This window comes from Pantoea coffeiphila (assembly GCF_016909495.1).
GTDB classification, from domain to species: Bacteria; Pseudomonadota; Gammaproteobacteria; order Enterobacterales; family Enterobacteriaceae; genus Erwinia; species Erwinia coffeiphila.
In genome coordinates, this window is record NZ_JAFBFW010000007.1 from 226253 (window position 1) to 246899 (window position 20647).

Consider the following 20647-nt stretch of genomic DNA (forward strand, 5'->3'; position numbering starts at 1 on the left):
TGTGCAAAATCCAGTTTTAAATCCCACAAAGTGGTTTATGTGTCGATTTTTAAGTTCAATTAACCTTGTGCTTTAAGGATAATTCACTGTCTTATTGATAGGCTGTGATTATCATTTAACTGAAAAGCAATAGGCACACTCTTTATATTGGATTTTTCTTAGGTAGTATTCCTCTACATAACACTTTTTTTTAACGTTTCCCGCCGCGGTGTTGCCATGTTTCCATGTTAATCACCCGAGGTGCTGAATAACTTTTAAGATAATGTTGAGTAAGAACTTTCTAACACTAAGGTATTTCATCCCTTTTTCCGTATGTTTTTCTTTATCTAACCGTTTTTCGTATATCCGTTGTTGAAATCGGCGTTCAGACTACTAACCTGCATGGTGGCCAATTTCTGCTGTTTTTTGCTCCTCATCAATTCACGCTGTTTAAGGATTCACGTCTGCAGGCAAGCGTTTTAATCTGTGTTGCTTTAAGGCTGCTGCGTGCATCTCGTTTCGATGGGGTAAAGATTATCACCGTGATTCCAGATTGGTTATTTGTATTTGTTATTTCCATCTATTTGGGTTTTTATGCTGATTTTAAGTTAAATTATAAGTTTTTTTAGTCAAAATAACTGCTGTGTTATGGTGTATTTTTACTTTAGAGATCTGGCACTTAAATAAATCAAAGGCTGAGGCATGATCTACAGGATTCAGGAGTCGATTTTTTTCAGGAATGATGACGGGCGAGTGTGGACAGATGACGATTCCCGAGTAATTTTGACTGCCACGACGGGTCGACTGCTGACGTATCTCCTGCAGCACAAAGGTAATGTGATATCGAAAGATGAACTGCTTGAAAATGTATGGGATGCTTATGGTTTATCAACGTCAAGCAATAGCCTTTACAAGTACATTTCAGACCTGAGGGCAGTGTTTAAAAATCTTGGCTGTACGGACGAAATCATTGTTACCGTACCCAAATTGGGTTTCATGATTGCTAAATCTGTTCGCGTGGAGAGGCTTGATGACGGCGAACCCGCGGGTGGAACAGTCATTGAATCCGTTATTGAGCCGCCGGTTGAGCTCAATACCCGCCCCGCATCAGAGCCTGATAGGGCGCGGAATGTAAACAATAACAGTGCTGAAGACGCTGCTGTAGAATCTGAAATTAACGAAAGTCATTCAACTGAATCTCAATTCCTCGAAAATAAACATCGCGAAAATACCGTTGCAGAGAAAGTCCGAGCAGAAGAGTCTATTCTGGTTAAACCTTCCTTCATGCAAGTAAAGGTCGTGCTGCTTTCTATCGTTTTGACAGTATTGGTCGCCGGTATTGTTGCTTTATATATCATGGGGGATAGCGGCAGGCAGGAAGAGATGACCTGGTCTTTGGGTAATATAGATAATTGCCCGGTAAGAAGCTTTAATCCACATGAATCAGAAAAGTCTCTTGCCGTTCTGCAAAATGTTATCGCAACGAAGGGCATGTTGTGTTCCGGCAACAGCATTTTCTTTGTTCGCGTTTCTGAGCCCGTTTTGACCGATAAAAAAGGCCGAATTTTTATCTCCCGCTGCAATTATGTTGACGACAAACGTAAGAAATTCTCATCGTGCGAAAATTATTACAGAGCAGACTATGAAATCACGCGCTAAATTCCAGGGAAAATTAATTTACATACTTTCCACTGCGGTGGTCGTGGCCATATTAATTTTAGGGTACAGGGTCTTCTCTCCGACTAACAAGAGCGGTTTTGACTGCACCGGCTACCTGATCGTGGATTCTGATGCCTTCAACTTCTCTGACGGTCTCAACTCCTATCTGCTGATGGGGAATGACAACAAAGGCTACTTCAATATGTCGGGCACGGTGAAGTCGAATGCCGTTTCCTACCACGTGGAGCGCTCTTACGGATTCAGCTACCAGCAACAAAAGGACGGCATTTATCATCTAACCGATATCACCATGTCCAAACGGAGTGCAGATAATGCCGCTGATGACGTGATGAGCAAGGTCATGATCAGCCCCGATCCCGATCATGGTCGCTACATAAAGATTAAAGAGTTGGGGAATGCGTTTGTGCTACAGGGCGTGTATTCGCCATCATTGATGTGCGTGCAAAACTGAGGGGTGATGCGAAGCTGAAAAGTGGTGCAAAACGTCATTCCTGCCGTTTTGTCGAACCCTGTCGAGGCTTCTCACCCCTCTCTCCGGAAATTATGCATAAAAAAAAGCCTGAACTTTCGCTCAGGCTTTCTCTTTAAATATGGTGGTGAGAGAGGGGTTCGAACCCTCGATACGTTGCCGTATACACACTTTCCAGGCGTGCTCCTTCAGCCACTCGGACACCTCACCATATTGTTATCGCAACTGCGTTGTCGACGGGCGCTAATGTAGGGAAAAGCCTCGCTGCGGTCAACTGACTTTCAACGCTTTTGCGTGCGTTTAATCAGTTTTAAATCACTTTGCCGATAAAAACGGCAGGAGAGAGGCCAAACCAGCCTGAAAATACGAATCCGTGACCATTTTTTTCTTGCCAGCTGCGGCGTTTTACCCGAGCCTTAAAGAAAAACAGGAGAAAAAACGTGGACATCATCTATTACCATCCCTCTTTTAACGCTCAGGCCTGGATTGACGGGGTTCAGCGCCGCCTGCCGGGTGCGCGGGTCCGACTGTGGCAGCCGGGCGACGACCTGCCTGCCGATTATGCGCTGGTGCGTGAACCGCCCGTCGCCATGCTGCAAGGACGCCAGCTGAAAGGGGTGTTCGCGCTGGGGGCCGGGGTGGATGATATTCTCGGCCAGTTAAAGCGGCATCCTGAGATGCTGGCACCCGGGGTGCCGTTGTTCCGCCTGGAAGATACCGGCATGAGTCGCCAGATGCAGGAGTACGCGGTCTATCACGTGCTCGGCTGGTTCCGTCGTTTTAACGAATATCAACAGCTGAAGCGTGAAGCTAGCTGGAAGCATCTGGAAAACAACCAGCGAGAAGCGTTCTCTATCGGGCTGTTAGGCGCGGGCGTGCTGGGTGGCAGCGTGGCAAAAAGTCTGCTGGACTGGGGCTTCCCGGTGCGCTGCTGGAGCCGATCGCCGAAGCACATCGAGGGTGTTACCAGTTTCCACGGTCAGGAACAGCTGGGTGAGTTTCTTTCCGGCACCCGGGTGCTGATTAATCTGCTGCCTAATACGCCGCAGACCGTCGGCATTATTAATCGCCAGTTGCTGAGCCAGCTCAAGCCCGGCGCGTTTCTAATTAATCTGGCCCGCGGGCCGCATGTGGTTGACGACGATCTGCTGGCCGCGCTGGCGGCGGGGGAAGTCAACGCTGCCGCGCTGGACGTCTTTAACGTTGAGCCTCTGCCTGCTGACCATCCTTTCTGGTCACATCCTGATATCGCCATTACCCCGCATAATGCGGCTGTAACCTTACCCGAGGAAGCTATGGACTATATCGCAGGGGCGATTGCCCAGTGTGAAAACAATCAGATGCCGGAAGGCCGCGTTGATTTAGAACGCGGTTACTAAACGATAAGGGCCGCCCAGTGAGCGGTGCGGCCCTGAACATTAAGGAGTAAATCATGTATCCCGTTGACCTTCATATGCACACCGTTGCCAGCACCCATGCCTACAGTACGCTGCGTGACTACGTGCTTCAGGCACAAACCTGCGGCGTTAAGCTGCTGGCGATCACCGACCACGGCCCGGATATGGCCGATGCGCCGCACTACTGGCACTTCGTGAATATGAGAGTCTGGCCGCGGGTGATTGACGGCGTGGGTATTTTGCGCGGCATTGAAGCGAACATTAAAAACAACGAAGGTGAGATTGACTGCAGCGGGCCGATGCTGGAAGCGATCGACATTATCGTTGCCGGCTTCCATGAGCCGGTGCTGCAACCGCAGGATAAAGAACATAATACCAAAGCGATGATTGCCACCATGGCCAACGGACTGGTGCATATCATCAGCCATCCGGGCAACCCGAAGTATCCTATCGACATTCAGGCGGTAGCCGAAGCGGCGGCAAAGTACAATGTGGCGCTGGAGCTCAACAACTCTTCCTTTACCACTTCCCGTAAGGGCAGTGAACCGAACTGCCGCGCCGTTGCCGCAGCGGTAAAAGAGGCGGGCGGCTGGCTGGCGCTCGGCTCGGATTCCCATACCGCTTTTACCCTTGGTAATTTCGAGCACTGCGTGCGCATCATGCGTGAGGTCGATTTCCCGGAAGATCGCGTGCTGAACGTTACGCCGCGCCGCCTGCTCGACTTCCTCGCGCTGCGCACCGGCAAAACGATAGACGAGTTTGCTGAGTTTTAGTTTGGTTGTGAGGGGGGAGTGGCTGCGATTGCGAGTGAATCCGCTAACGTCAGTTCCGCTTTCACCCCCAGCAGCCCCCGGATCTATAGTATGATTCAGCCCTGACATACTTTTGGAATCGAACTAATGAATGAGTTTTCTATCATCTGCCGCATCCTTGGCTCGCTGTATAACCGCCAGCCGCAGGACCCGCTGCTGGTGCCGCTGTTTACTCTGCTTCAGTCAGGTAAGCTGCAACAGCACTGGCCGCTGGAGCAGGATGAACTGCTGACCCGCCTGCAGGAAAACAGCGATCCGCAGCTGCTGGCAGCTGACTATAACGCGCTGTTTGTTGGCAGCGAGTGCAAGGTGCCGCCGTACGGTTCGCAGTGGCCGCAGGGGCCGCAGGAAGTGGAGGTTCGCGCTTTTCTGACCAGCCGCGGCATGCCGCTGGGCGAAGGACCGGCGGATCATTTTGGCGCACTGCTGCTGGCTTCTTCCTGGCTGGAAGATCAGTCCGAGGCCGATGAGTTCCTGGCGCAGGTCACTCTGTTCGATGAGTTCCTGATGCCGTGGTGCGGCGCGTTTCTCGGCAAGGTGGAGGCTCACGCTTCAACGGCGTTTTACCGCACGCTGGCGGCAATCAGCCGTGAAGCCGTGCAGACGATGCGCGATGAGCTGGCCGAGCTGGAAGAGCAGCAGGGCGGCGAAACCGAGTAAGCACCACGTTGCAGCGCAGCCTGTTCGGGCGTTATCTTTCCTGTTGCTGGCTGCGCGCGAGTCTTCAGTTGCTGTTTTACTGTGGCTGCTGCGTGTTTTCTTCAGGCGCTGTCGTGCTGTGGCTGGTTGTGTGTTTGTTTCAGGCAGATCTTGCCGTCATTTTCTAATCGCTTACGGGCTAACGCTGTTCACTCACCGCCAGCCATTCTGCTGTGGCTGAACCCAGCGGCGATGGCGATCGTGACCACAGCAGCGGTGTTCCCGGCAGCCGGAACGGTGCGCGAAGCTGGGCCGCAATCCCCCAGTGGGAAATCACCGTTTCCTGTTCTTCATCCTGCGGCTGTCTGGCACCCAGCCCGGCAGGCTGCTCATCGACAGAGTAAGGGAAGTCTGACAGCAGGCTGGCGGTACGTGCGAGCGACAGGCGGGCGGCAAACCCGGTACTGTGCAGTCGCCGCTGGCGCATTCCTTCCAGCACCGCCGCCGCCAGCAGATAGCCGGTAGCGTGATCCAGCGCCTGGACCGGCAGCGGCACCGGCGCATCGCCTCCCTGCCATTGACGCCCGCGGTCGGCAATGCCGCAGGCCATTTGCACCAGGCTGTCAAAACCGCGCCGGTTTCGCCACGGCCCTGTCCATCCCCATGCGTTCAGGCTGACGTCGATCAGACCGGGCTTCAGTTTTTGCAAGGTTTCCCGATCGTAACCCAGATTAATCAGCGCATCGGCTCGGTAGCCGTGGACCAGCACATCGCTCTGACCCAGCAGGATTTCGAACTGACGCCGCCCTTCGGTTGATTTCAGGTCCAGCCGCGCGCAGCGTTTTCCCAGAGTAATCTCTTCTTCTAAAGAGGGTTCCTGCCAGCCTGGCGGATCGATGCGCAGCACCTCTGCGCCCAGCCCGGCCAGGAAGCGTGTGGCGACCGGCCCGGCAATAATTCGCGTCAGGTCCAGCACCCGTACGCCGTGCAGCGGGCGAGCAGGGGGGAGCGACCATTCAGGAGGTGGTCCGCAGGGTTGCAGGCTTTGCTCAATCAGCGCTTCACGACTGACACTTTGCCCCTGCGGATGCTGCTGCCACTCCTCGCGGCTGCGTAACGCGGCCGCGCATCCACCGGCATCCACCACGGCCTGTTCGAGAGTGAAACGGTCCCATCCCGTGACCGTGGCGGCCAGCGCCTGACGGTTATCGTGCCTGCCCAGCACGCGTTCCATCGCTTCGCGGTGATGCGGCGCATTGGTATGCAGGCGGAGCCAGCCGTCAGCGCAGGCGTAATCACCGGCAAACGGGTCCCACAGTGAAACTGGCGGGCGATTAATCGGGCGAAGGGCGTGCTGGAACCAGCGCGAAGAGAGGGCTGAGTCAACGTGCAGCGGCTGGGAGTTATCGATCAGGCTGGCGACGGCCTGGGCAGCCAGTGCAATGCTGGTGGTGGCCAGTTCACTGACCGGATAAGCGGACACCAGGGCCTGGCGACCGGAGAGGATAAGCGGAGGCGGGGGCGATAATGCATTGCGTAACCCCTGCCACAGCTGCTGCCAGAGCTCAGCGGTTATCCGATCGTTCATCACGCCCTCCAGAAATGTTTAATGTCGTTTGCTGCGCCCCGCATAGCGGAACCGCGCCAGTTTTGCATGCATACGCAGATTGCGCAGGTTGATCACCGCAATTGCCGTTCCAAGAATGACCAGCAGCGAACCCGCAGCCTTGAAACCGTTCATCTCATCGCCGAGCACCAGCACGCCCATGATCACCGCCAGTACCGGCGTCAGCAGGGAATAAGGCATGATCAGGTTAACGTTGTAGTGCTTCAGCAGGCTGTACCATAAAGAGTAGGCAACAATCGACGAACCAATAGCGCTAAACAGAATACCGAACCAACCGCGCCAGGACGAGTTAACCAGCAGCGTCAGCTGATCGGATTCGGTCAGCCAGGACGCGCAACCAACGATGGGTATCGCCAGAAATGACAGCCAGCCGGTCATCGTCAGTGGACTGATCGGCGGCGATTTTTTGACAATCATATTGCTGATTGCCCAGCCCAGCGCGCTCAGCAGCAGCAGAACCAGTACCCACCAGTTGGGGATTGTCGGGCTGCCGGACAGCACCACCACGCCGCTCAGAGAGATCGCAATACCCACCAGCTGGACCAGACGTAGCTTCTCTTTGAGGATCACCATCGCCAGCAGCATAGCAATCGGCGTACCGAGCTGGACGATCACCGCCGCCGTTCCGGCATCGGTGTTGTTGAGGCTGATAAAGAGTAACGAGAAGTGCATAAAGCCGAAGGTAAAGGCCAGGACGATAAGATAACGCAGCTGCTGAAGATTCACGCGGGTAAACGGCACCAGAATCAACGCCACCACCACAAATCGCAGGGTGGTGATCATCAACGGGGGAAGGTCCATCAGGCCCCATTTGATGGCGATATTGTTGAATGCCCAGATTGATACCACCAGAAGTATCAGAAAAAAATGCCGCAGCGCCACCGCACAATCCTTAAAATAACGTTTCACTCCTGAATATCATGGCATGAAATGCAGCGAATGAAGCGCTAAAGTGCCACTTTTTTTCAGCATGCCATCGCGTAAAAGGCGCTAAATACGCGGCGGCTTAAGCTGATGCTTTGTTTACAATTTGCCAGAAAAGTTATAAGACAGTTAGCAAGCAAAGTGTCAGGATAAGAGACTGGGAATTGTACTCAGCCAGGAGAGATAAGCGTGAAGCTACCGTTAGCCATTATCCAACTTGAAACGCCGCCGCTGCCGGTCAGTGAGCTGGTGGGCGATCAGCAGCTGTGGTTTGTGCAGGCGCTTGGCCTGTCGGCCGGTGAGTATATTGTTGTACGCCCGGACCTCGGCGAGACGTTGCCCGACCCGGCAACCATTTCCGCCGCCATTCTCAGCGGCTCCTGGGCGATGGTGACCGATCATGCCGACTGGAGCGAGCGGACCGCCGCGTGGGTGCGCCATCTGGTGGCGGAAAAGCTGCCGCTGCTCGGTGTCTGCTACGGTCATCAGCTGATGGCCTATGCGCTGGGCGGCAAGGTTGGTGATAACCCCAACGGCTGGGAGCGTGGCTTACAGCAGCTGGAATCCAGCGCGACAAGGCATCAGGACCCGCTGCTGGCCTCGCTGCCGCAGCATTTTTCGGCCTGGCTATCCCATCGTCAGTCGGTGCTGGCACCGCCGTCGGGCGCGCAGGTGCTTGCCAGCTCTGCCCTGGAACCCTGCCAGATTATCCGCTATTCCCCGCAGGCGCTGTCGGTGCAGTTCCATCCTGAATTTACCGCAGAAATTATGACGGCCTGCCTGCATAACAGTCTTGGCGATGAGCAGGCTAAAAAGCTGATGCACAATCAGCCGGAGCCGGAGTGGCCACGCCAGCTGCTGCAGGATTTCTGGCAGCAGCAGCAGCCAGCGGCGAAACGCGCCTAGTTTAGCGACGATTCATCGGGTGGCTCTTCGTGAGCCACCTCACATCCGATCCGTAAAATCCACATTTCCTTCCGGCTTCGTCACAGTTTCCGCTGGCGCGATCTGACATTCTCGTCTTTATCAACAATGTTAATAATTAGTTATTTCATTGTTAATTAATACCGCCGAGTGATGTGAATTTCAACAGGAGAACGATGATGCGCTACGCTTATCCGGGCAGTAAAGATTCCCTGATCGTGCTTAAACCGCAGTATGGCAACTTCATCAACGGTGAGTTTGTGCCGCCGGTTAACGGCCAGTATTTTACCAATACCTCACCGGTCAATGGTTCGGATATCGGCCAGTTTCCGCGCTCCGATAAAGACGATGTGGAAAAAGCGCTGGATGCTGCCCACGCCGCTGCCGATGCCTGGGGTAAAACCTCGGTACAGGCGCGTTCTCTGACCCTGCTGAAAATCGCTGACCGACTGGAAGAGAAGCTGGAATACCTTGCCGTGAATGAAACCTGGGATAACGGCAAGCCGGTGCGTGAAACGCTGGCCGCCGATATGCCGCTGGCGGTGGACCACTTCCGCTACTTTGCCGGCTGCCTGCGCGCGCAGGAGGGCACCGCCGCTGAAATTGATGAATTCACCGCCGCCTATCACTTCCACGAGCCGCTGGGCGTGGTGGCGCAGATTATTCCCTGGAACTTCCCGCTGCTGATGGCGGCCTGGAAGCTGGCCCCGGCGCTGGCGGCGGGCAACTGCGTGGTACTGAAACCGGCTGAACAGACGCCGCTTTCCATCACGCTGTTCGTGGAGGTCATTGCCGACCTGCTGCCGAAAGGCGTGCTTAACGTGATCCACGGCTACGGCAAGGAGGCCGGTGAAGCGCTGGCCTCTAATCCGCGTATCGCCAAGGTGGCCTTTACCGGTTCAACCGCTACCGGCGGCCATATTCTGGAACTGGCGGCGAAAAACCTGATCCCGTCCACCGTTGAGCTGGGCGGCAAATCACCGAATATCTTCTTCGAAGACATCATGCAGGCCGAAGAGTCGTTTATCGAAAAAGCGGCGGAGGGCGTGGTGCTCGGCTTCCTTAACCAGGGCGAAGTGTGTACCTGTCCTTCCCGCGCGCTGGTGCAGGAATCCATCTACGAACCCTTTATGGCGGCGGTGATGAAGCGGGTGAAAACCATCCGGCGCGGCGATCCGATGGATACCGATACCATGGTCGGCGCGCAGGCCTCCCAACAGCAGTTTGATAAAATTCTTTCCTATCTGGACATCGCGCAGAAAGAGGGCGCTGAAGTGCTGACCGGCGGCGGGGTGGAGAAACTCGAAGGTGACCTCAACGGCGGCTATTACATTCAGCCGACGCTGCTGAAGGGCACTAACAGCATGCGCGTCTTCCAGGAGGAGATTTTTGGGCCGGTGGTGGGCATTACCACCTTCAAAGATGAAGCTGAGGCGATTGCCATTGCCAACGACTCGATTTATGGCCTGGGTGCCGGCGTCTGGACCCGTGATATCAACCGTGCCTACCGCGTTGGCCGGGCGATCAAGGCTGGGCGCGTATGGACCAACTGTTACCACCTCTATCCGGCACATGCGGCGTTTGGCGGCTATAAGAAATCCGGGATTGGCCGCGAAACCCACAAAATGATGCTCGATCATTATCAGCAGACTAAAAACCTGCTGGTCAGCTACAGCGTACAGCCGCTCGGCTTCTTCTGATTGCCTGCATTGTCAAAGCCGGGACTATCCCGGCTTTTTTTATTGCTTAAAAACGCCTGTCTGACCGACGGGCCAGCTATGCTGGCTGCGGGATCGCCATAATAGAACGATGCAGCCGCTACTGCGGTAGGGGGGCCAGCCCGTGCGGTAAGCCAGCGCCACGACGCTCCGCAGGAGCTGATGCCGGTGTGGGGTTAACCCGCGCGGCGAGCCAGCGCTGCCAGCGCGTCCAGCTGCGCCGTCAGATGATGGCGGGTGCTCTCATCGCTGACCGTGCCTTTTTCCGCGTCGATGCGGCTGCCCGCCTGGCCGATCATGATTTCCGGTTTATTAATCACGTTGGCGTTGAGGAACACCAGACTCTGGCGAAGATGATACTGCGCGCGCGCGCCGCCGATAGCGCCAGGAGAGACGGTCTGAATCGCCAGTGGCTTACCCGAAAGCGGGCTGTCCGGCAGGCGCGACAGCCAGTCGATGGCGTTTTTCAGCGCGCCGGGAACCGAGTAGTTATATTCCGGCGTAACAACAATCACCCCGTCAGCGGCGGCAATCGCAGCACCCATGGCCAGCACGGCTTCCGGAAATCCTTCCGCCTGAATATCGGCATCGTAGTGGGGGAAGTCGGCCACGGAGCCAAGCGGACTGATTTCCACGCCAGAAGGCGCCAGTTCAGGCAGGCTGTTAGCAACAATGGCGTTCAGCGAAGCTTTACGCAGGCTGCCAAGCAGGGTAACGAATTTAAGCGGACGTACGTCAGACATGTTTGATTCCCTTTGATGTTCAGAATGAAAGTCAAAACGGCAGGAGCCGAAGCAGAATACCAGCCTCTGTGAAGGGAAGGGGGAAAAAATGTGAATTTTCTGTAGCTAACAAAGCACTCTGTGCCGTTAAGGCGCAGGTAATTTCCACAAATATTGTCATCTGCCGCCCGGAGGTATAGTGTTAGCGCACTATTCACTTTTATCATCACCGCCGCGTGATTTTGCCGGTGACTGAGTCGTTAAACCGAGGTTGTTTTGTCTACGAATTCTCTCATCCAGCGTCCAAGACGCTTACGCCAGTCCGCTTCTCTTCGCTCCCTGTTCCAGGAATCCAGCCTGAGTCTGAACGATCTGGCGCTGCCAATCTTCGTTGAAGAAGAGCTGGATGACTATAAGCCGATCGCCGCCATGCCGGGCGTGATGCGCATCCCTGAAAAGCGCCTGGCCTATGAGATCGAGCGAATTGCCAAAGCCGGCGTGCGGTCGGTGATGACCTTTGGTATTTCACATCATACCGACGCCACCGGCAGCGATACCTGGAACGAGAATGGCCTGGTGGCGCGCATGTCGCGTATCTGCAAAGACACGGTGCCGGAGATGATTGTGATGTCCGATACCTGCTTCTGTGAATACACCAGCCACGGCCACTGCGGCGTACTGCACGATCACGGCGTGGATAACGATGCAACGCTGATTAACCTCGGCAAGCAGGCGGTGGTTGCCGCCCAGGCCGGAGCCGACTTTATCGCACCTTCTGCGGCGATGGACGGCCAGGTTGCGGCGATCCGCGCTGCGCTGGATGCAGCCGGTTTCACCGACACGGCGATCATGTCCTACTCCACCAAGTTCGCGTCATCCTTCTATGGCCCGTTCCGTGAAGCGGCCGGGACCTCGCTGAAGGGCGATCGTAAAACTTATCAGATGAACCCGATGAACCGTCGCGAAGCCATTCGCGAGTCGCTGATCGATGAAGCGGAAGGTGCCGACGCGCTGATGGTAAAACCGGCGGGTGCCTATCTGGATATCCTGCGCGATGTGCGCGAGCACAGCCGTCTGCCGCTGGCCGCCTATCAGGTGAGCGGTGAGTACGCGATGATTAAGTTTGCCGCGCAGGCTGGCGCTATCAGTGAAACCGACGTGGTGCTGGAAAGCCTGGGCGCAATTAAGCGTGCCGGTGCGGATATTATTTTCAGCTACTTCGCGCTGGATCTGGCGGAAAGAAAACTGCTGTAACGGCTGTTATCACAGCCGTTGACGTGTCAGGCGGACCTCTGTGGCCCGCCTGTTTATTTTACGGGCTGGAATGTGTCGCCTGACGTGTGATTAACTTTCTGCTTCTGCTTCTGCTTCTGCTTCTGCTTCTGCTTCTGCTTCTGCTTCTGCTTCTGCCCGCAAACGCGGTTAGCCCTTAACCACCACGTCTGAGATAAATTTAACCGACGTCACGTTGGTAAAATTCGCCACGTCGGCGGTAAATTCTTCCGCGTGCGGGGCCATCACCTGCTGGAACGCCTCGAGGCTTGCGCAGTAAATGTGGCAGGCGGCGATAAACGGGGCATCTTCACCTAAGGGTTTATCAAGCTCATAAGAGAGGCAGGCGTCACCCATCCGCGTTTTGATCAGCGGCAGATGCACATCGCGGTAGTAGTCGTGGTCGAAGTGGGCATCGCTGCGGTTGGGGTAAAGCACGCTGAATTTAATCACCGGGAAATCCTCTGGTTTAGGTAATAAGTCATATCTGAACAGGGCAAGTATACCCGTTGCGCACGAGGTCGGATTAGCGGGATGAGTCCTGCCGATCATGCTGCTGCGGCTTATGTCGTGAACCCTCTGATTTTTCACTAAACCTGGCAGCCCCCCGATCCCTGACTATACTGAATGCTGATGTTATGCGCATTGAGGGGCGTCGGGGATGAGGGTAGTACTCCATCGCACAGAGTTTGATTTTGATCCGGGAGAGCAACATCGTAGTCAAGAATTCCCCCCATTCAGCCCTTTTTTATCCTGCCCGACGATCGCGATTTCACTGAGTTTTCCCCTTTTTGCGCGGAAAGTTTGCCTATGTCTAATCAGGAGGAATGTGTGAGCAAAACAGAATTCGTTCCCCCGCTGGAACCGGCACGTTATGCGTTTTTTTTCGATGTTGACGGTACGCTGGCGGCGATTAAGTCCCGCCCCGAGGAAGTCAGTATCCCGCCTGCCGTTCGCGACAACCTGGCGCGCCTTGCCGCTTACAGCGATGGGGCGCTGGCGCTGGTTTCCGGGCGGCCCATGCGTGAGCTTGATGAGCTGGTGGAGCCTCTGTCGCTGGCGCTGGCGGGCGTACACGGTGCCGAACGGCGCGACGGGCAGGGAAATATTGACCGTATTGCCTTATCCCCTGAAACGGTGCGTACGCTGACCGCCGAACTGGAACCGGCAATCGCCGCGCTGCCCGGCACCCAGTTGGAAAGCAAAGGCATGGCGTTTGCGCTGCACTACCGTCGTGCACCGGAGCATCAGCAGGCTATTCAGCAGCTGGCGGATGAGCTGGTTGCCCGCTTTCCCGAACTGGTTCAGCAGCCGGGTAAATGCGTCATTGAGCTGAAGCCGGACGGCGTCAGCAAAGGGGCCGCAATCAAGTACTTTATGAAGCAGCCCCCGTTTTTGGGGCGCATCCCGGTTTTTGTCGGGGACGATTTAACCGATGAGGCCGGATTTAAGGTTGTTAACGCAATGGAGGGCGTTTCCGTGAAGGTGGGTGCGGGCACCAGCGAAGCACGCGGCTATTTGCCGGATGTTAGCGCGGTCTGGCACTGGCTGGAACTCACAAGATTAAAATTAGATCAGGGCGCGCAGGCGTCGGTAAGGAGTGAAACGTTATGAGTCGTTTAGTGGTCGTATCGAATCGAATTGCTGTTCCCGATGGCAGCAAGGTTAGCGCCGGAGGTTTAACGGTGGGCATCGTTGATGCACTGAAAACCACCGGCGGCGTCTGGTTCGGTTGGAACGGTAACATTAACGAGATCGGGGAAGATGATGATGAGCTGTCGATGCTGGAGCAGGACGGTATCACCTACGCGTCGTTTGGCCTGAATCAAAATGATTACGATCTCTACTATCTGCAATTTTCCAACGCGGTGCTGTGGCCTGCCTTTCACTATCGTCTGGATCTGGTTAATTTTCAGCGAGAAGCCTGGGAAGGCTATAGCCGGGTGAATAAGCTGCTGGCGCAGCGCCTGCTGCCGCTGTTGAAGCCGGATGACGTACTGTGGATTCACGACTATCATCTGCTGCCGTTTGCCGCCGAACTCCGTGAACTGGGCGTGACTAACCGTATTGGCTTCTTCCTGCACATTCCCTTCCCGACACCGGAGATTTTCAACGCGCTGCCGCCCCATGCCGAACTGCTGGAGATGATGTGTGACTACGATCTGCTGGGCTTCCAGACTGAAAGCGACCGTATTGCGTTTCTGGAGTGCGTCTCTCTGCTGACATCGCTACAAACCGAGGGGAAACAGCATCGTGCCTTCGGCAATCGCTTTGCTACCGAGGTGTATCCTATCGGGATAGAGCCGGACAGTATTAAAGAGATGGCTGAAGGCCCGCTGCCGCCGAAGATGGTGGCGATGAAGAGGGATCTGGGCGATGCACAGAACATCATTGCCTGCGAACGCCTGGATTATTCCAAAGGGCTACCGGAGCGTTTCCTCGCCTATGAAGCGCTGCTGGAAAACTTCCCGCAGCACCGTGGGAAAATCCGTTACTCGCAGATAGCGCCCACTTCGCGTGGCGACGTGCAGGCCTATCAGGATATTCGCCACCAGCTGGAGACTGAGGCGGGGCGGATTAACGGTAAATATGGCACCCTCGGCTGGACGCCGCTGTACTATCTCAATCAGCATTTCGACCGTCGTTTACTGATGAAAATTTTCCGCCTGACCGATATCGGTCTGGTAACGCCACTGCGTGACGGTATGAATCTGGTGGCAAAAGAGTATGTTGCCGCACAGGACCCGGACGACCCCGGTGTACTGGTGCTGTCGCGTTTTGCCGGTGCGGCCAACGAGCTGACGTCGGCGCTGATCGTTAACCCGTACGATCGTGATGAAGTGGCAGCAGCGCTGGATCGCGCGTTAACGATGTCGCGCACCGAACGCATTTCGCGCTACAACGACATGATGGCGGTACTGCGGCAAAATGACATTGCCCACTGGCGCAAAAGCTATCTACAGGATCTCCAGGCGTTGAAACCACGCAGCGAGCAGGAGAACGAAGAAAAGAAGGTGGTGAGCTTCACCCGTCTCGCCTGATCGACAAGCCATAAAAAACCCCAGCCGGATTCATACCCGGCTGGGGTTTTTACTGCAGGACGGCAGGTGTAACGAACCTGCCTCCGTGCACGAATTACATACGTTCTACGGTTTCAATACCCAGCGTGTCCAGACCCTGCTTCAGCGTTTTCGCCGTCAGCAGCGCAAGGCGCAGACGACTCTGCTTAGTGGCTTCATCTTCCGCGCTGAGGATCGGGCAGTGTTCGTAGAAGCCTGAGAACAGACCGGCCAGATCGTACAGATAGGCGCACATCACATGTGGCGTACCGTCGCGGGCAACCTGGGTAATGGTCTCTTCGAACTGTAGCAGGCGAACGGCCAGCGCGGCTTCGCGATCTTCAGCGATTAGCGTTGAACCGCTGATGCCGTTTTCATCGATCCCTGCTTTGCGGAACACCGACAGCACGCGGGTGTAGGCATACTGCATGTACGGCGCAGTATTACCCTCGAACGCCAGCATGTTGTCCCAGTCGAAGATGTAGTCGGTGGTGCGGCTTTTCGACAAATCCGCGTATTTTACCGCGCCGATACCGACGATGTTCGCCAGCTTGTTCAGCTCATCGGCCGGCATGTCCGGGTTCTTTTCCGCAACCAGTTTAGTGGCGCGATCCACTGCTTCATCCAGCAGGTCGGAAAGCTTGATGGTGCCGCCCGCACGGGTTTTAAACGGCTTGCCGTCTTTGCCCAGCATCATGCCGAACATATGGTGTTCCAGCGGTACGGAATTCGGCACGTAGCCTGCTTTGCGCACGATGGTCCAGGCCTGCATCAGGTGCTGATGCTGACGGGAGTCGATGTAGTACAGCACGCGGTCGGCATGCAGGGTTTCATAACGGTATTTGGCGCAGGCGATGTCGGTGGTGGTGTACAGATAGCCGCCATCCTTTTTCTGGATGATCACGCCCATCGGTTCGCCTTCCTTGTTTTTATACTCATCAAGGAATACGACGGTGGCACCTTCACTCTCTACCGCCATGCCTTTGGCCTTCAAGTCGGCCACAATGCCCGGCAGCATGTCGTTGTACAGGCTTTCACCCATGACATCTTTACGCGTCAGGGTCACGTTCATGCGGTCGTAAATCAGCTGGTTCTGCGACATGGTGATGTCGACCAGCTTTTTCCACATGGTCCGGCAGTACTCGTCGCCGCCCTGCAGTTTTACCACGTAGCCACGCGCCCGCTCGGCAAAAGCCGGGTCTTCGTCATAGGTACGTTTCGCTTCGCGGTAGAAGGCTTCCAGATCGGCCAGCGCGATGTCTTCATGATGTTCGTTCTGCTGTTTTTCCAGGAAGGCGATCAGCATGCCGAACTGCGTACCCCAGTCACCCACGTGGTTAGCGCGGATCACATTGTGGCCGAGGAACTCCAGCGTACGCACCGCGGCATCACCAATGATGGTGGAACGCACGTGGCCGACGTGCATCTCTTTCGCCACGTTTGGCGCGGAATAGTCGATAACGATGGTCTGCGGCTTAACGTCAGCCACACCCAGCTTCGGCGCGGCCAGCACGCTGTCCACCTGCTGTGCCAGCCAGGCGGGTTCGAGGAAAATATTGATAAAGCCGGGACCGGCAATTTCAACCTTACGGGCAATGCCGTTCAGATCCAGCTGTTCCAGAACCTTTTCTGCCAGTTGTCGCGGCGGCATGCCCAGTGATTTCGCCACGGCCATCATGCCGTTTGCCTGATAATCACCAAACTGCACTTTGGCTGACTGACGCACCTGAGGCTCGCAGTCCGCTGGAGCACCCACTGCGATCATCGCCTGACTGACTTTTTCTGAGAGAAGGGCCTGAATATTCACCGAGTTACCTTAATTATGCTGAAGATGCCCGCACACAAAGGGTGCGCGCCGCGATCGTAACGCCGCCAGCGAGGTAAAATGCACCCGCCGCTTGCGTCGTTAAAAAAACAAGGGGGGAAGTATACTGCATTTAGCGCCTGTTTTTCCAGGAACCTTAACGCGATGACGGGGTGAGTTTTTGCTGTCTTTTCGGGTAACATACGCCGCAACGACAGAAAGCGCACTCCGTGCCAGATGCCTTTACGGCGTGGGCGGAGCCGTAACCAGGAATTTTTCAGATGACCGATATCACTACTCAGCCCGAACTGCAGGATTTAAGCGCGGATTTGGCGCGTTTCGTTAACGCTCTTAGCCATCTGGCCGATCGCCTTGGCCTGGATCTGACCGCGTTGGAGGCCGATCACATTGCGGTCCGCTGCCATCAGAACACCACCGCCGAGCGTTGGAAGCAGGGACTTTTGCAGTGCGGCGCGCTGTTTTCCGAAAAGGAGATTGCCGGCAGACCGATTGCCCTGTTCGAACTGCATACGCCGCTGAATGTAGGACCGTGGCAGATCGACGTTGTTGAACTGCCGTGGCCGGGGGCGAAACTGTATCGTCACGAAGGCTGGGAGCACGTTGAGATCGTGCTGCGCGGTGATGAGGCTCAGCTGGGTTCACGTGCGCTGGCGCTGATGGCGGATGAAGGACTCATCCAGCAGGGTATTTCAGTGAAAAGCAGCGCGCCGAAAGGAGAAGGCGAGCGCCTGCCAAATCCAACGCTGGCGGTGACCGACGGCCAGGTGACCATCAAGTTCCATCCGTGGAGCCTGAAAGAGATCGTCGCCAGCGAAGTCAGTTGAAACCAATCGGATTAACCGACCGGGCACATGCTGCAATCAATCGCGGGCAGCATTACTTAACCTGAGGCGGTGAGGTTTCCGGTTCATCAGCCCGCCTCTCTGTTTTACCCGTCCGCCTGGCTGTGCGAAGACACCGCCAGCGTGATGCGGCGCAGTGCCTCGTCAAGCAGCAGGCGATGGCAGCCGAAATTGATGCGAACAAAACGATCGTCACCAAAATCACTTCCGGCTGAGAATCCCAGCCCGTGGCGTTCAAAGAACTGCTGCGGGTTGGCGACGTCCAGCCTTCCGGCATCGATCCAGCCGAGATAGCTGCCTTCCGGCGACACCATGCTCAGCGACGGCAGGGTGTTAATGTGATTGACCAGCGTATCGCGGTTGCGCTTCAGATAGGCCAGCAGTTCGTCAAGCCACGGCTGTCCGTCGCGCCAGGCGGCGGTAGCGGCGACGTAGGCCAGCACGTCAACATCCGGCACCATGCCTTTACGCTCGCGGGAAAAACGCTCGCGCAGTTCGCGATTGGGAATTATCGCCACCGACGCGCCCAGCCCGGCGATATTAAATGTTTTTGACGGCGACATCAGCGTGATGGAACGCTGGGCGGCATCTTCGCTGAGGCTGGCAAACGGGATGTGCTTCACGCCGGGCTCCAGCAGCAGATCGCAGTGGATTTCATCTGAACAAACGATCAGGTCATGGCGCTGGGCGAAACGCAGCTGTGTTTCCAGCTCTTCGCGGCGATAAACCGTACCGCCGGGGTTTTGAGGGTTGCAGAGCATCAGCAGTTTTTCGCTGCCGTCCAGCTGCGATTCCTGTGCGTCCAGATCCAGCACCCAGCGCTGCTCCTGCAACCGCAGAGGAACATTCAGCTGCGCGCGGTCGGCGAGTTTTGCCGCCTGACGGAATGGGGGATAGATCGGCGTCGGGGCGAGGGTACTTTCCTGCGGTGAGGTAAAGGCCCGCACGCACAGATTAAGGCCGCAAACCACGCCGGGTAAAAATACCAGCCATTCAGGCTGGATCTGCCAGTCATAGCGTTGAGCCATACGCTCAACAACGACTTCGATCAGCGATTCCGACGGAAAACCGTAACCGAACACGCCATGGGCAACACGTTGCTGTAGTGCTGCCGTAATGCAGTCTGCCGAACGAAAATCGGTATCGGCCACCCATAGCGGAAGGATATCCCGATCACCATATTTTCGCCATTTAAGACTATCGCTGTGACGGCGGTCTATCCGTTGGTCAAAATCGAATGCCATGCTAATGATTCCCGTTAAAATATAAATCAGTAATGCTTCACGCCAGACTAGAGATCTGATGAGCTGGAATTATTTCGTAATGCGTTAATGTTTTTTGTCCATTAAATTCATTAGCTTACAAGTGATATTGCCTCATTAGAACTTCGTGAGATATCGTCCTGTGCCATAAATGTGACAGTGTTGCTGTATTTGCTTAAATGTTCGCCACTCAGGTGCGCGTACTTATTGACCATCTCAAGAGTCTCCCATCCACCCATTTCTTTTAGCACCATTAGTGGGGTACCGTTCTGGGCGTGCCAACTTGCCCAAGTATGCCTCAGATCATGGAATCTAAAATCAACGATACCGCTTAATGACAAGGATCTCTTAAAATCTGTACGGTTGAAATCGCCTTGCATCGTGCCATCCGAAGAAAACAAGAATTCCTTTTTACGAGATATCTTTCTGATCAATGCTACAGCCTCATCATTGAGGGGGAGTGGTCTCGCTCTTCCTGATTTAGCTCTATCTGCAGTTACAACAGCTACTCGCCTGCTCAGATCTACATTCTTCCATGTCAACGAAAGCATTTCTCTTAATCTGGCACCTGTAAGTAGAGCGAAAGAGCACAGTTGCTTCATCCATTCGTGTTCAAGATTATCGATAAGAGATCTGGCTTCGTTTTTGTATATCCACCTTACCCGGACCTTGGGCTCACGCAATGATCGAGAATAAGGAATTTTATCAATCCAGCCATTTCTATATGCTAGAGAGAATCCTCGCATTATCAGAGCCCGATAACGGTTTTTTGTAGCATTCGCCAGCCGTTTTCTGGAAAGCAAACCATGAGTTGGGAGGTTGTTAGTAATGTCTTCACTTGTAATCGATGATATTAACCTACCCTGAAAGCATCCCAACCAATAGCGTGCCTGTGTTTGTTTGTCACTAAAACAGGCCTGACCTTCAGCATCCTGTAATGCCAGAACTATCAGTTCTTCAAAACTTCGTTCAGGTCTTTTATCAAGATTTGCAACAGCCCATAATTCATGTTTCAACTTATCGTGAAGCTGTTGGGCTTTTGCTTTTTCCTCGGTGCCAGCAGAGCGTCTAACTCGCGTGCCATCTGGCGCTGAGATATCGATCCAGTACGTGTGACCCCTTTTGTAGATCGGCATTTTTTTCTCTCCTTACCGCCTACAACACCCAGCCGGAAAACATTGTTATCCGTACCAGGCGCTTCGGCAAACTTTTTCAAACTTTCGGAGTTGGCGCGCCAGTTATTACCAACGCGAAACATGTGATATTTGCGAGGATTGCGATAAATGGTGGTGGCCGAAACCTGCAAAGTAGCGGCCAGTTCTTTTACGGTCATAAGTATTTCCTTAGTGGGCATACTCACCTCTCGAGTAAATTTTTAAGCCACTTGCTGATCGCGGTTGATGCAGAGTTCTGGCAGGTTGGCGCGTACAAGCGCTTCAGCGAACGGTGGCGGCACGGCGTTGCCACAGCGTGCTACCTGCTTGTCTTTCGCGTAC

At 54.9% G+C, this 20647-nt stretch carries 19 protein-coding genes and 1 tRNA gene; 11 read left to right on the top strand and 9 right to left on the bottom strand.

The window, feature by feature from the left end; genetic code table 11:
- The first annotated feature begins 681 nt into the window (after positions 1–681).
- Complete coding sequence (locus tag JOE09_RS21880; protein WP_205067299.1) at positions 682–1638, top strand: winged helix-turn-helix domain-containing protein; 957 nt, start codon at positions 682–684, stop codon at positions 1636–1638.
- Entirely contained in the window at positions 1622–2110 is a 489-nt protein-coding gene (locus JOE09_RS21885) for a hypothetical protein (protein ID WP_205067300.1), read from the top strand. Before JOE09_RS21880 ends, JOE09_RS21885 begins: the two co-directional genes overlap by 17 nt.
- Before the next feature lie 140 nt (positions 2111–2250).
- Here the strand turns inward: JOE09_RS21885 and JOE09_RS21890 are convergent.
- Positions 2251–2338 (bottom strand) — tRNA-Ser (locus JOE09_RS21890).
- Between the two features lie 230 nt (positions 2339–2568).
- Between JOE09_RS21890 and ghrA the strand changes: the two genes are divergently transcribed.
- The 3 genes from ghrA (at position 2569) to JOE09_RS21905 (ending at position 4997) form a co-directional block, all read left to right on the top strand.
- Entirely contained in the window at positions 2569–3507 is a 939-nt protein-coding gene (ghrA, locus tag JOE09_RS21895) for a glyoxylate/hydroxypyruvate reductase GhrA (RefSeq protein WP_205067301.1), read from the top strand.
- Between the two features lie 53 nt (positions 3508–3560).
- Positions 3561–4298: a phosphatase gene (locus tag JOE09_RS21900; protein ID WP_205067302.1), complete on the top strand. Its 738-nt coding sequence runs from the start codon at positions 3561–3563 to the stop codon at positions 4296–4298.
- Positions 4299–4424: 126 nt separating this feature from the next.
- On the top strand, positions 4425–4997 hold the full coding sequence (locus tag JOE09_RS21905; protein WP_205067303.1) for a TorD/DmsD family molecular chaperone: 573 nt from the start codon (positions 4425–4427) through the stop codon (positions 4995–4997).
- Positions 4998–5175: 178 nt separating this feature from the next.
- Here JOE09_RS21905 and JOE09_RS21910 read toward each other — a convergent pair whose 3' ends face one another.
- Positions 5176–6564, bottom strand: a complete 1389-nt coding sequence (locus JOE09_RS21910; RefSeq protein WP_205067304.1) for a CoA transferase — start codon at positions 6562–6564, stop codon at positions 5176–5178.
- A gap of 18 nt (positions 6565–6582) precedes the next feature.
- Positions 6583–7485, bottom strand: coding sequence for an EamA family transporter (locus tag JOE09_RS21915; RefSeq protein ID WP_205067325.1), 903 nt, complete (start codon positions 7483–7485; stop codon positions 6583–6585).
- 225 nt (positions 7486–7710) lie between these two features.
- Between JOE09_RS21915 and JOE09_RS21920 the strand changes: the two genes are divergently transcribed.
- Together JOE09_RS21920 and exaC are read left to right on the top strand one after the other, a co-directional pair.
- On the top strand, positions 7711–8433 hold the full coding sequence (locus JOE09_RS21920) for a glutamine amidotransferase (protein ID WP_205067326.1): 723 nt from the start codon (positions 7711–7713) through the stop codon (positions 8431–8433).
- A gap of 197 nt (positions 8434–8630) precedes the next feature.
- Entirely contained in the window at positions 8631–10151 is a 1521-nt protein-coding gene (gene exaC, locus JOE09_RS21925; protein ID WP_105595072.1) for an acetaldehyde dehydrogenase ExaC, read from the top strand.
- A gap of 194 nt (positions 10152–10345) precedes the next feature.
- On the opposite strand, the gene JOE09_RS21930 is transcribed toward exaC, so the two are convergent.
- The gene (locus JOE09_RS21930; protein WP_200559717.1) at positions 10346–10912 is read right to left on the bottom strand and encodes an NADPH-dependent FMN reductase; all 567 of its coding nucleotides are present in this window, start codon (positions 10910–10912) and stop codon (positions 10346–10348) included.
- A 255-nt stretch (positions 10913–11167) separates the two neighbouring features.
- Between JOE09_RS21930 and hemB the strand changes: the two genes are divergently transcribed.
- Positions 11168–12145 carry a porphobilinogen synthase gene (gene hemB, locus JOE09_RS21935; RefSeq protein ID WP_105595070.1) on the top strand — a complete coding sequence of 326 codons (978 nt, stop codon included), beginning with the start codon at positions 11168–11170 and terminating at the stop codon, positions 12143–12145.
- Between the two features lie 168 nt (positions 12146–12313).
- On the opposite strand, the gene JOE09_RS21940 is transcribed toward hemB, so the two are convergent.
- The gene (locus tag JOE09_RS21940; protein WP_205067305.1) at positions 12314–12616 is read right to left on the bottom strand and encodes an EthD family reductase; all 303 of its coding nucleotides are present in this window, start codon (positions 12614–12616) and stop codon (positions 12314–12316) included.
- Between the two features lie 357 nt (positions 12617–12973).
- Here JOE09_RS21940 and otsB point away from each other — a divergent pair, with 357 nt between their 5' ends.
- Positions 12974–13777: a trehalose-phosphatase gene (gene otsB, locus JOE09_RS21945; protein WP_205067306.1), complete on the top strand. Its 804-nt coding sequence runs from the start codon at positions 12974–12976 to the stop codon at positions 13775–13777.
- Positions 13774–15204 carry an alpha,alpha-trehalose-phosphate synthase gene (gene otsA, locus JOE09_RS21950; protein ID WP_205067307.1) on the top strand — a complete coding sequence of 477 codons (1431 nt, stop codon included), beginning with the start codon at positions 13774–13776 and terminating at the stop codon, positions 15202–15204. The genes otsB and otsA overlap by 4 nt, the downstream gene beginning before the upstream one ends.
- A gap of 94 nt (positions 15205–15298) precedes the next feature.
- Here the strand turns inward: otsA and argS are convergent, their stop codons facing one another.
- Positions 15299–17029 carry an arginine--tRNA ligase gene (gene argS / locus JOE09_RS21955; protein WP_205067308.1) on the bottom strand — a complete coding sequence of 577 codons (1731 nt, stop codon included), beginning with the start codon at positions 17027–17029 and terminating at the stop codon, positions 15299–15301.
- 278 nt (positions 17030–17307) lie between these two features.
- Here argS and JOE09_RS21960 point away from each other — a divergent pair, with 278 nt between their 5' ends.
- Positions 17308–17871, top strand: a complete 564-nt coding sequence (locus tag JOE09_RS21960; RefSeq protein WP_205067309.1) for a VOC family protein — start codon at positions 17308–17310, stop codon at positions 17869–17871.
- A gap of 104 nt (positions 17872–17975) precedes the next feature.
- Here JOE09_RS21960 and JOE09_RS21965 read toward each other — a convergent pair whose 3' ends face one another.
- The 3 genes from JOE09_RS21965 to JOE09_RS26215 form a co-directional block, all read right to left on the bottom strand.
- Complete coding sequence (locus tag JOE09_RS21965; protein WP_205067310.1) at positions 17976–19133, bottom strand: MalY/PatB family protein; 1158 nt, start codon at positions 19131–19133, stop codon at positions 17976–17978.
- 110 nt (positions 19134–19243) lie between these two features.
- The gene (locus tag JOE09_RS21970; protein ID WP_234471714.1) at positions 19244–20167 is read right to left on the bottom strand and encodes a tyrosine-type recombinase/integrase; all 924 of its coding nucleotides are present in this window, start codon (positions 20165–20167) and stop codon (positions 19244–19246) included.
- Entirely contained in the window at positions 20164–20484 is a 321-nt protein-coding gene (locus JOE09_RS26215; RefSeq protein WP_234479925.1) for a helix-turn-helix domain-containing protein, read from the bottom strand. Before JOE09_RS26215 ends, JOE09_RS21970 begins: the two co-directional genes overlap by 4 nt.
- Between the last annotated feature and the right edge of the window lie 163 nt (positions 20485–20647).

What these genes read in the sequence shown, in the direction of transcription:
- otsB (WP_205067306.1), top strand. Translation starts at nt 12,974, where the DNA reads ATGTCTAATCAGGAGGAATGTGTGAGCAAAACAGAATTCGTTCCCCCG.
- JOE09_RS21900 (WP_205067302.1), top strand. Translation starts at nt 3,561, where the DNA reads ATGTATCCCGTTGACCTTCATATGCACACCGTTGCCAGCACCCATGCC.
- JOE09_RS21960 (WP_205067309.1), top strand. Translation starts at nt 17,308, where the DNA reads ATGACCGATATCACTACTCAGCCCGAACTGCAGGATTTAAGCGCGGAT.
- JOE09_RS21930 (WP_200559717.1), bottom strand. Translation starts at nt 10,912, where the DNA reads ATGTCTGACGTACGTCCGCTTAAATTCGTTACCCTGCTTGGCAGCCTG.
- JOE09_RS21910 (WP_205067304.1), bottom strand. Translation starts at nt 6,564, where the DNA reads ATGAACGATCGGATAACCGCTGAGCTCTGGCAGCAGCTGTGGCAGGGG.
- JOE09_RS21965 (WP_205067310.1), bottom strand. Translation starts at nt 19,133, where the DNA reads ATGGCATTCGATTTTGACCAACGGATAGACCGCCGTCACAGCGATAGT.
- exaC (WP_105595072.1), top strand. Translation starts at nt 8,631, where the DNA reads ATGCGCTACGCTTATCCGGGCAGTAAAGATTCCCTGATCGTGCTTAAA.
- otsA (WP_205067307.1), top strand. Translation starts at nt 13,774, where the DNA reads ATGAGTCGTTTAGTGGTCGTATCGAATCGAATTGCTGTTCCCGATGGC.
- JOE09_RS21885 (WP_205067300.1), top strand. Translation starts at nt 1,622, where the DNA reads ATGAAATCACGCGCTAAATTCCAGGGAAAATTAATTTACATACTTTCC.
- JOE09_RS26215 (WP_234479925.1), bottom strand. Translation starts at nt 20,484, where the DNA reads ATGACCGTAAAAGAACTGGCCGCTACTTTGCAGGTTTCGGCCACCACC.
- JOE09_RS21905 (WP_205067303.1), top strand. Translation starts at nt 4,425, where the DNA reads ATGAATGAGTTTTCTATCATCTGCCGCATCCTTGGCTCGCTGTATAAC.
- JOE09_RS21880 (WP_205067299.1), top strand. Translation starts at nt 682, where the DNA reads ATGATCTACAGGATTCAGGAGTCGATTTTTTTCAGGAATGATGACGGG.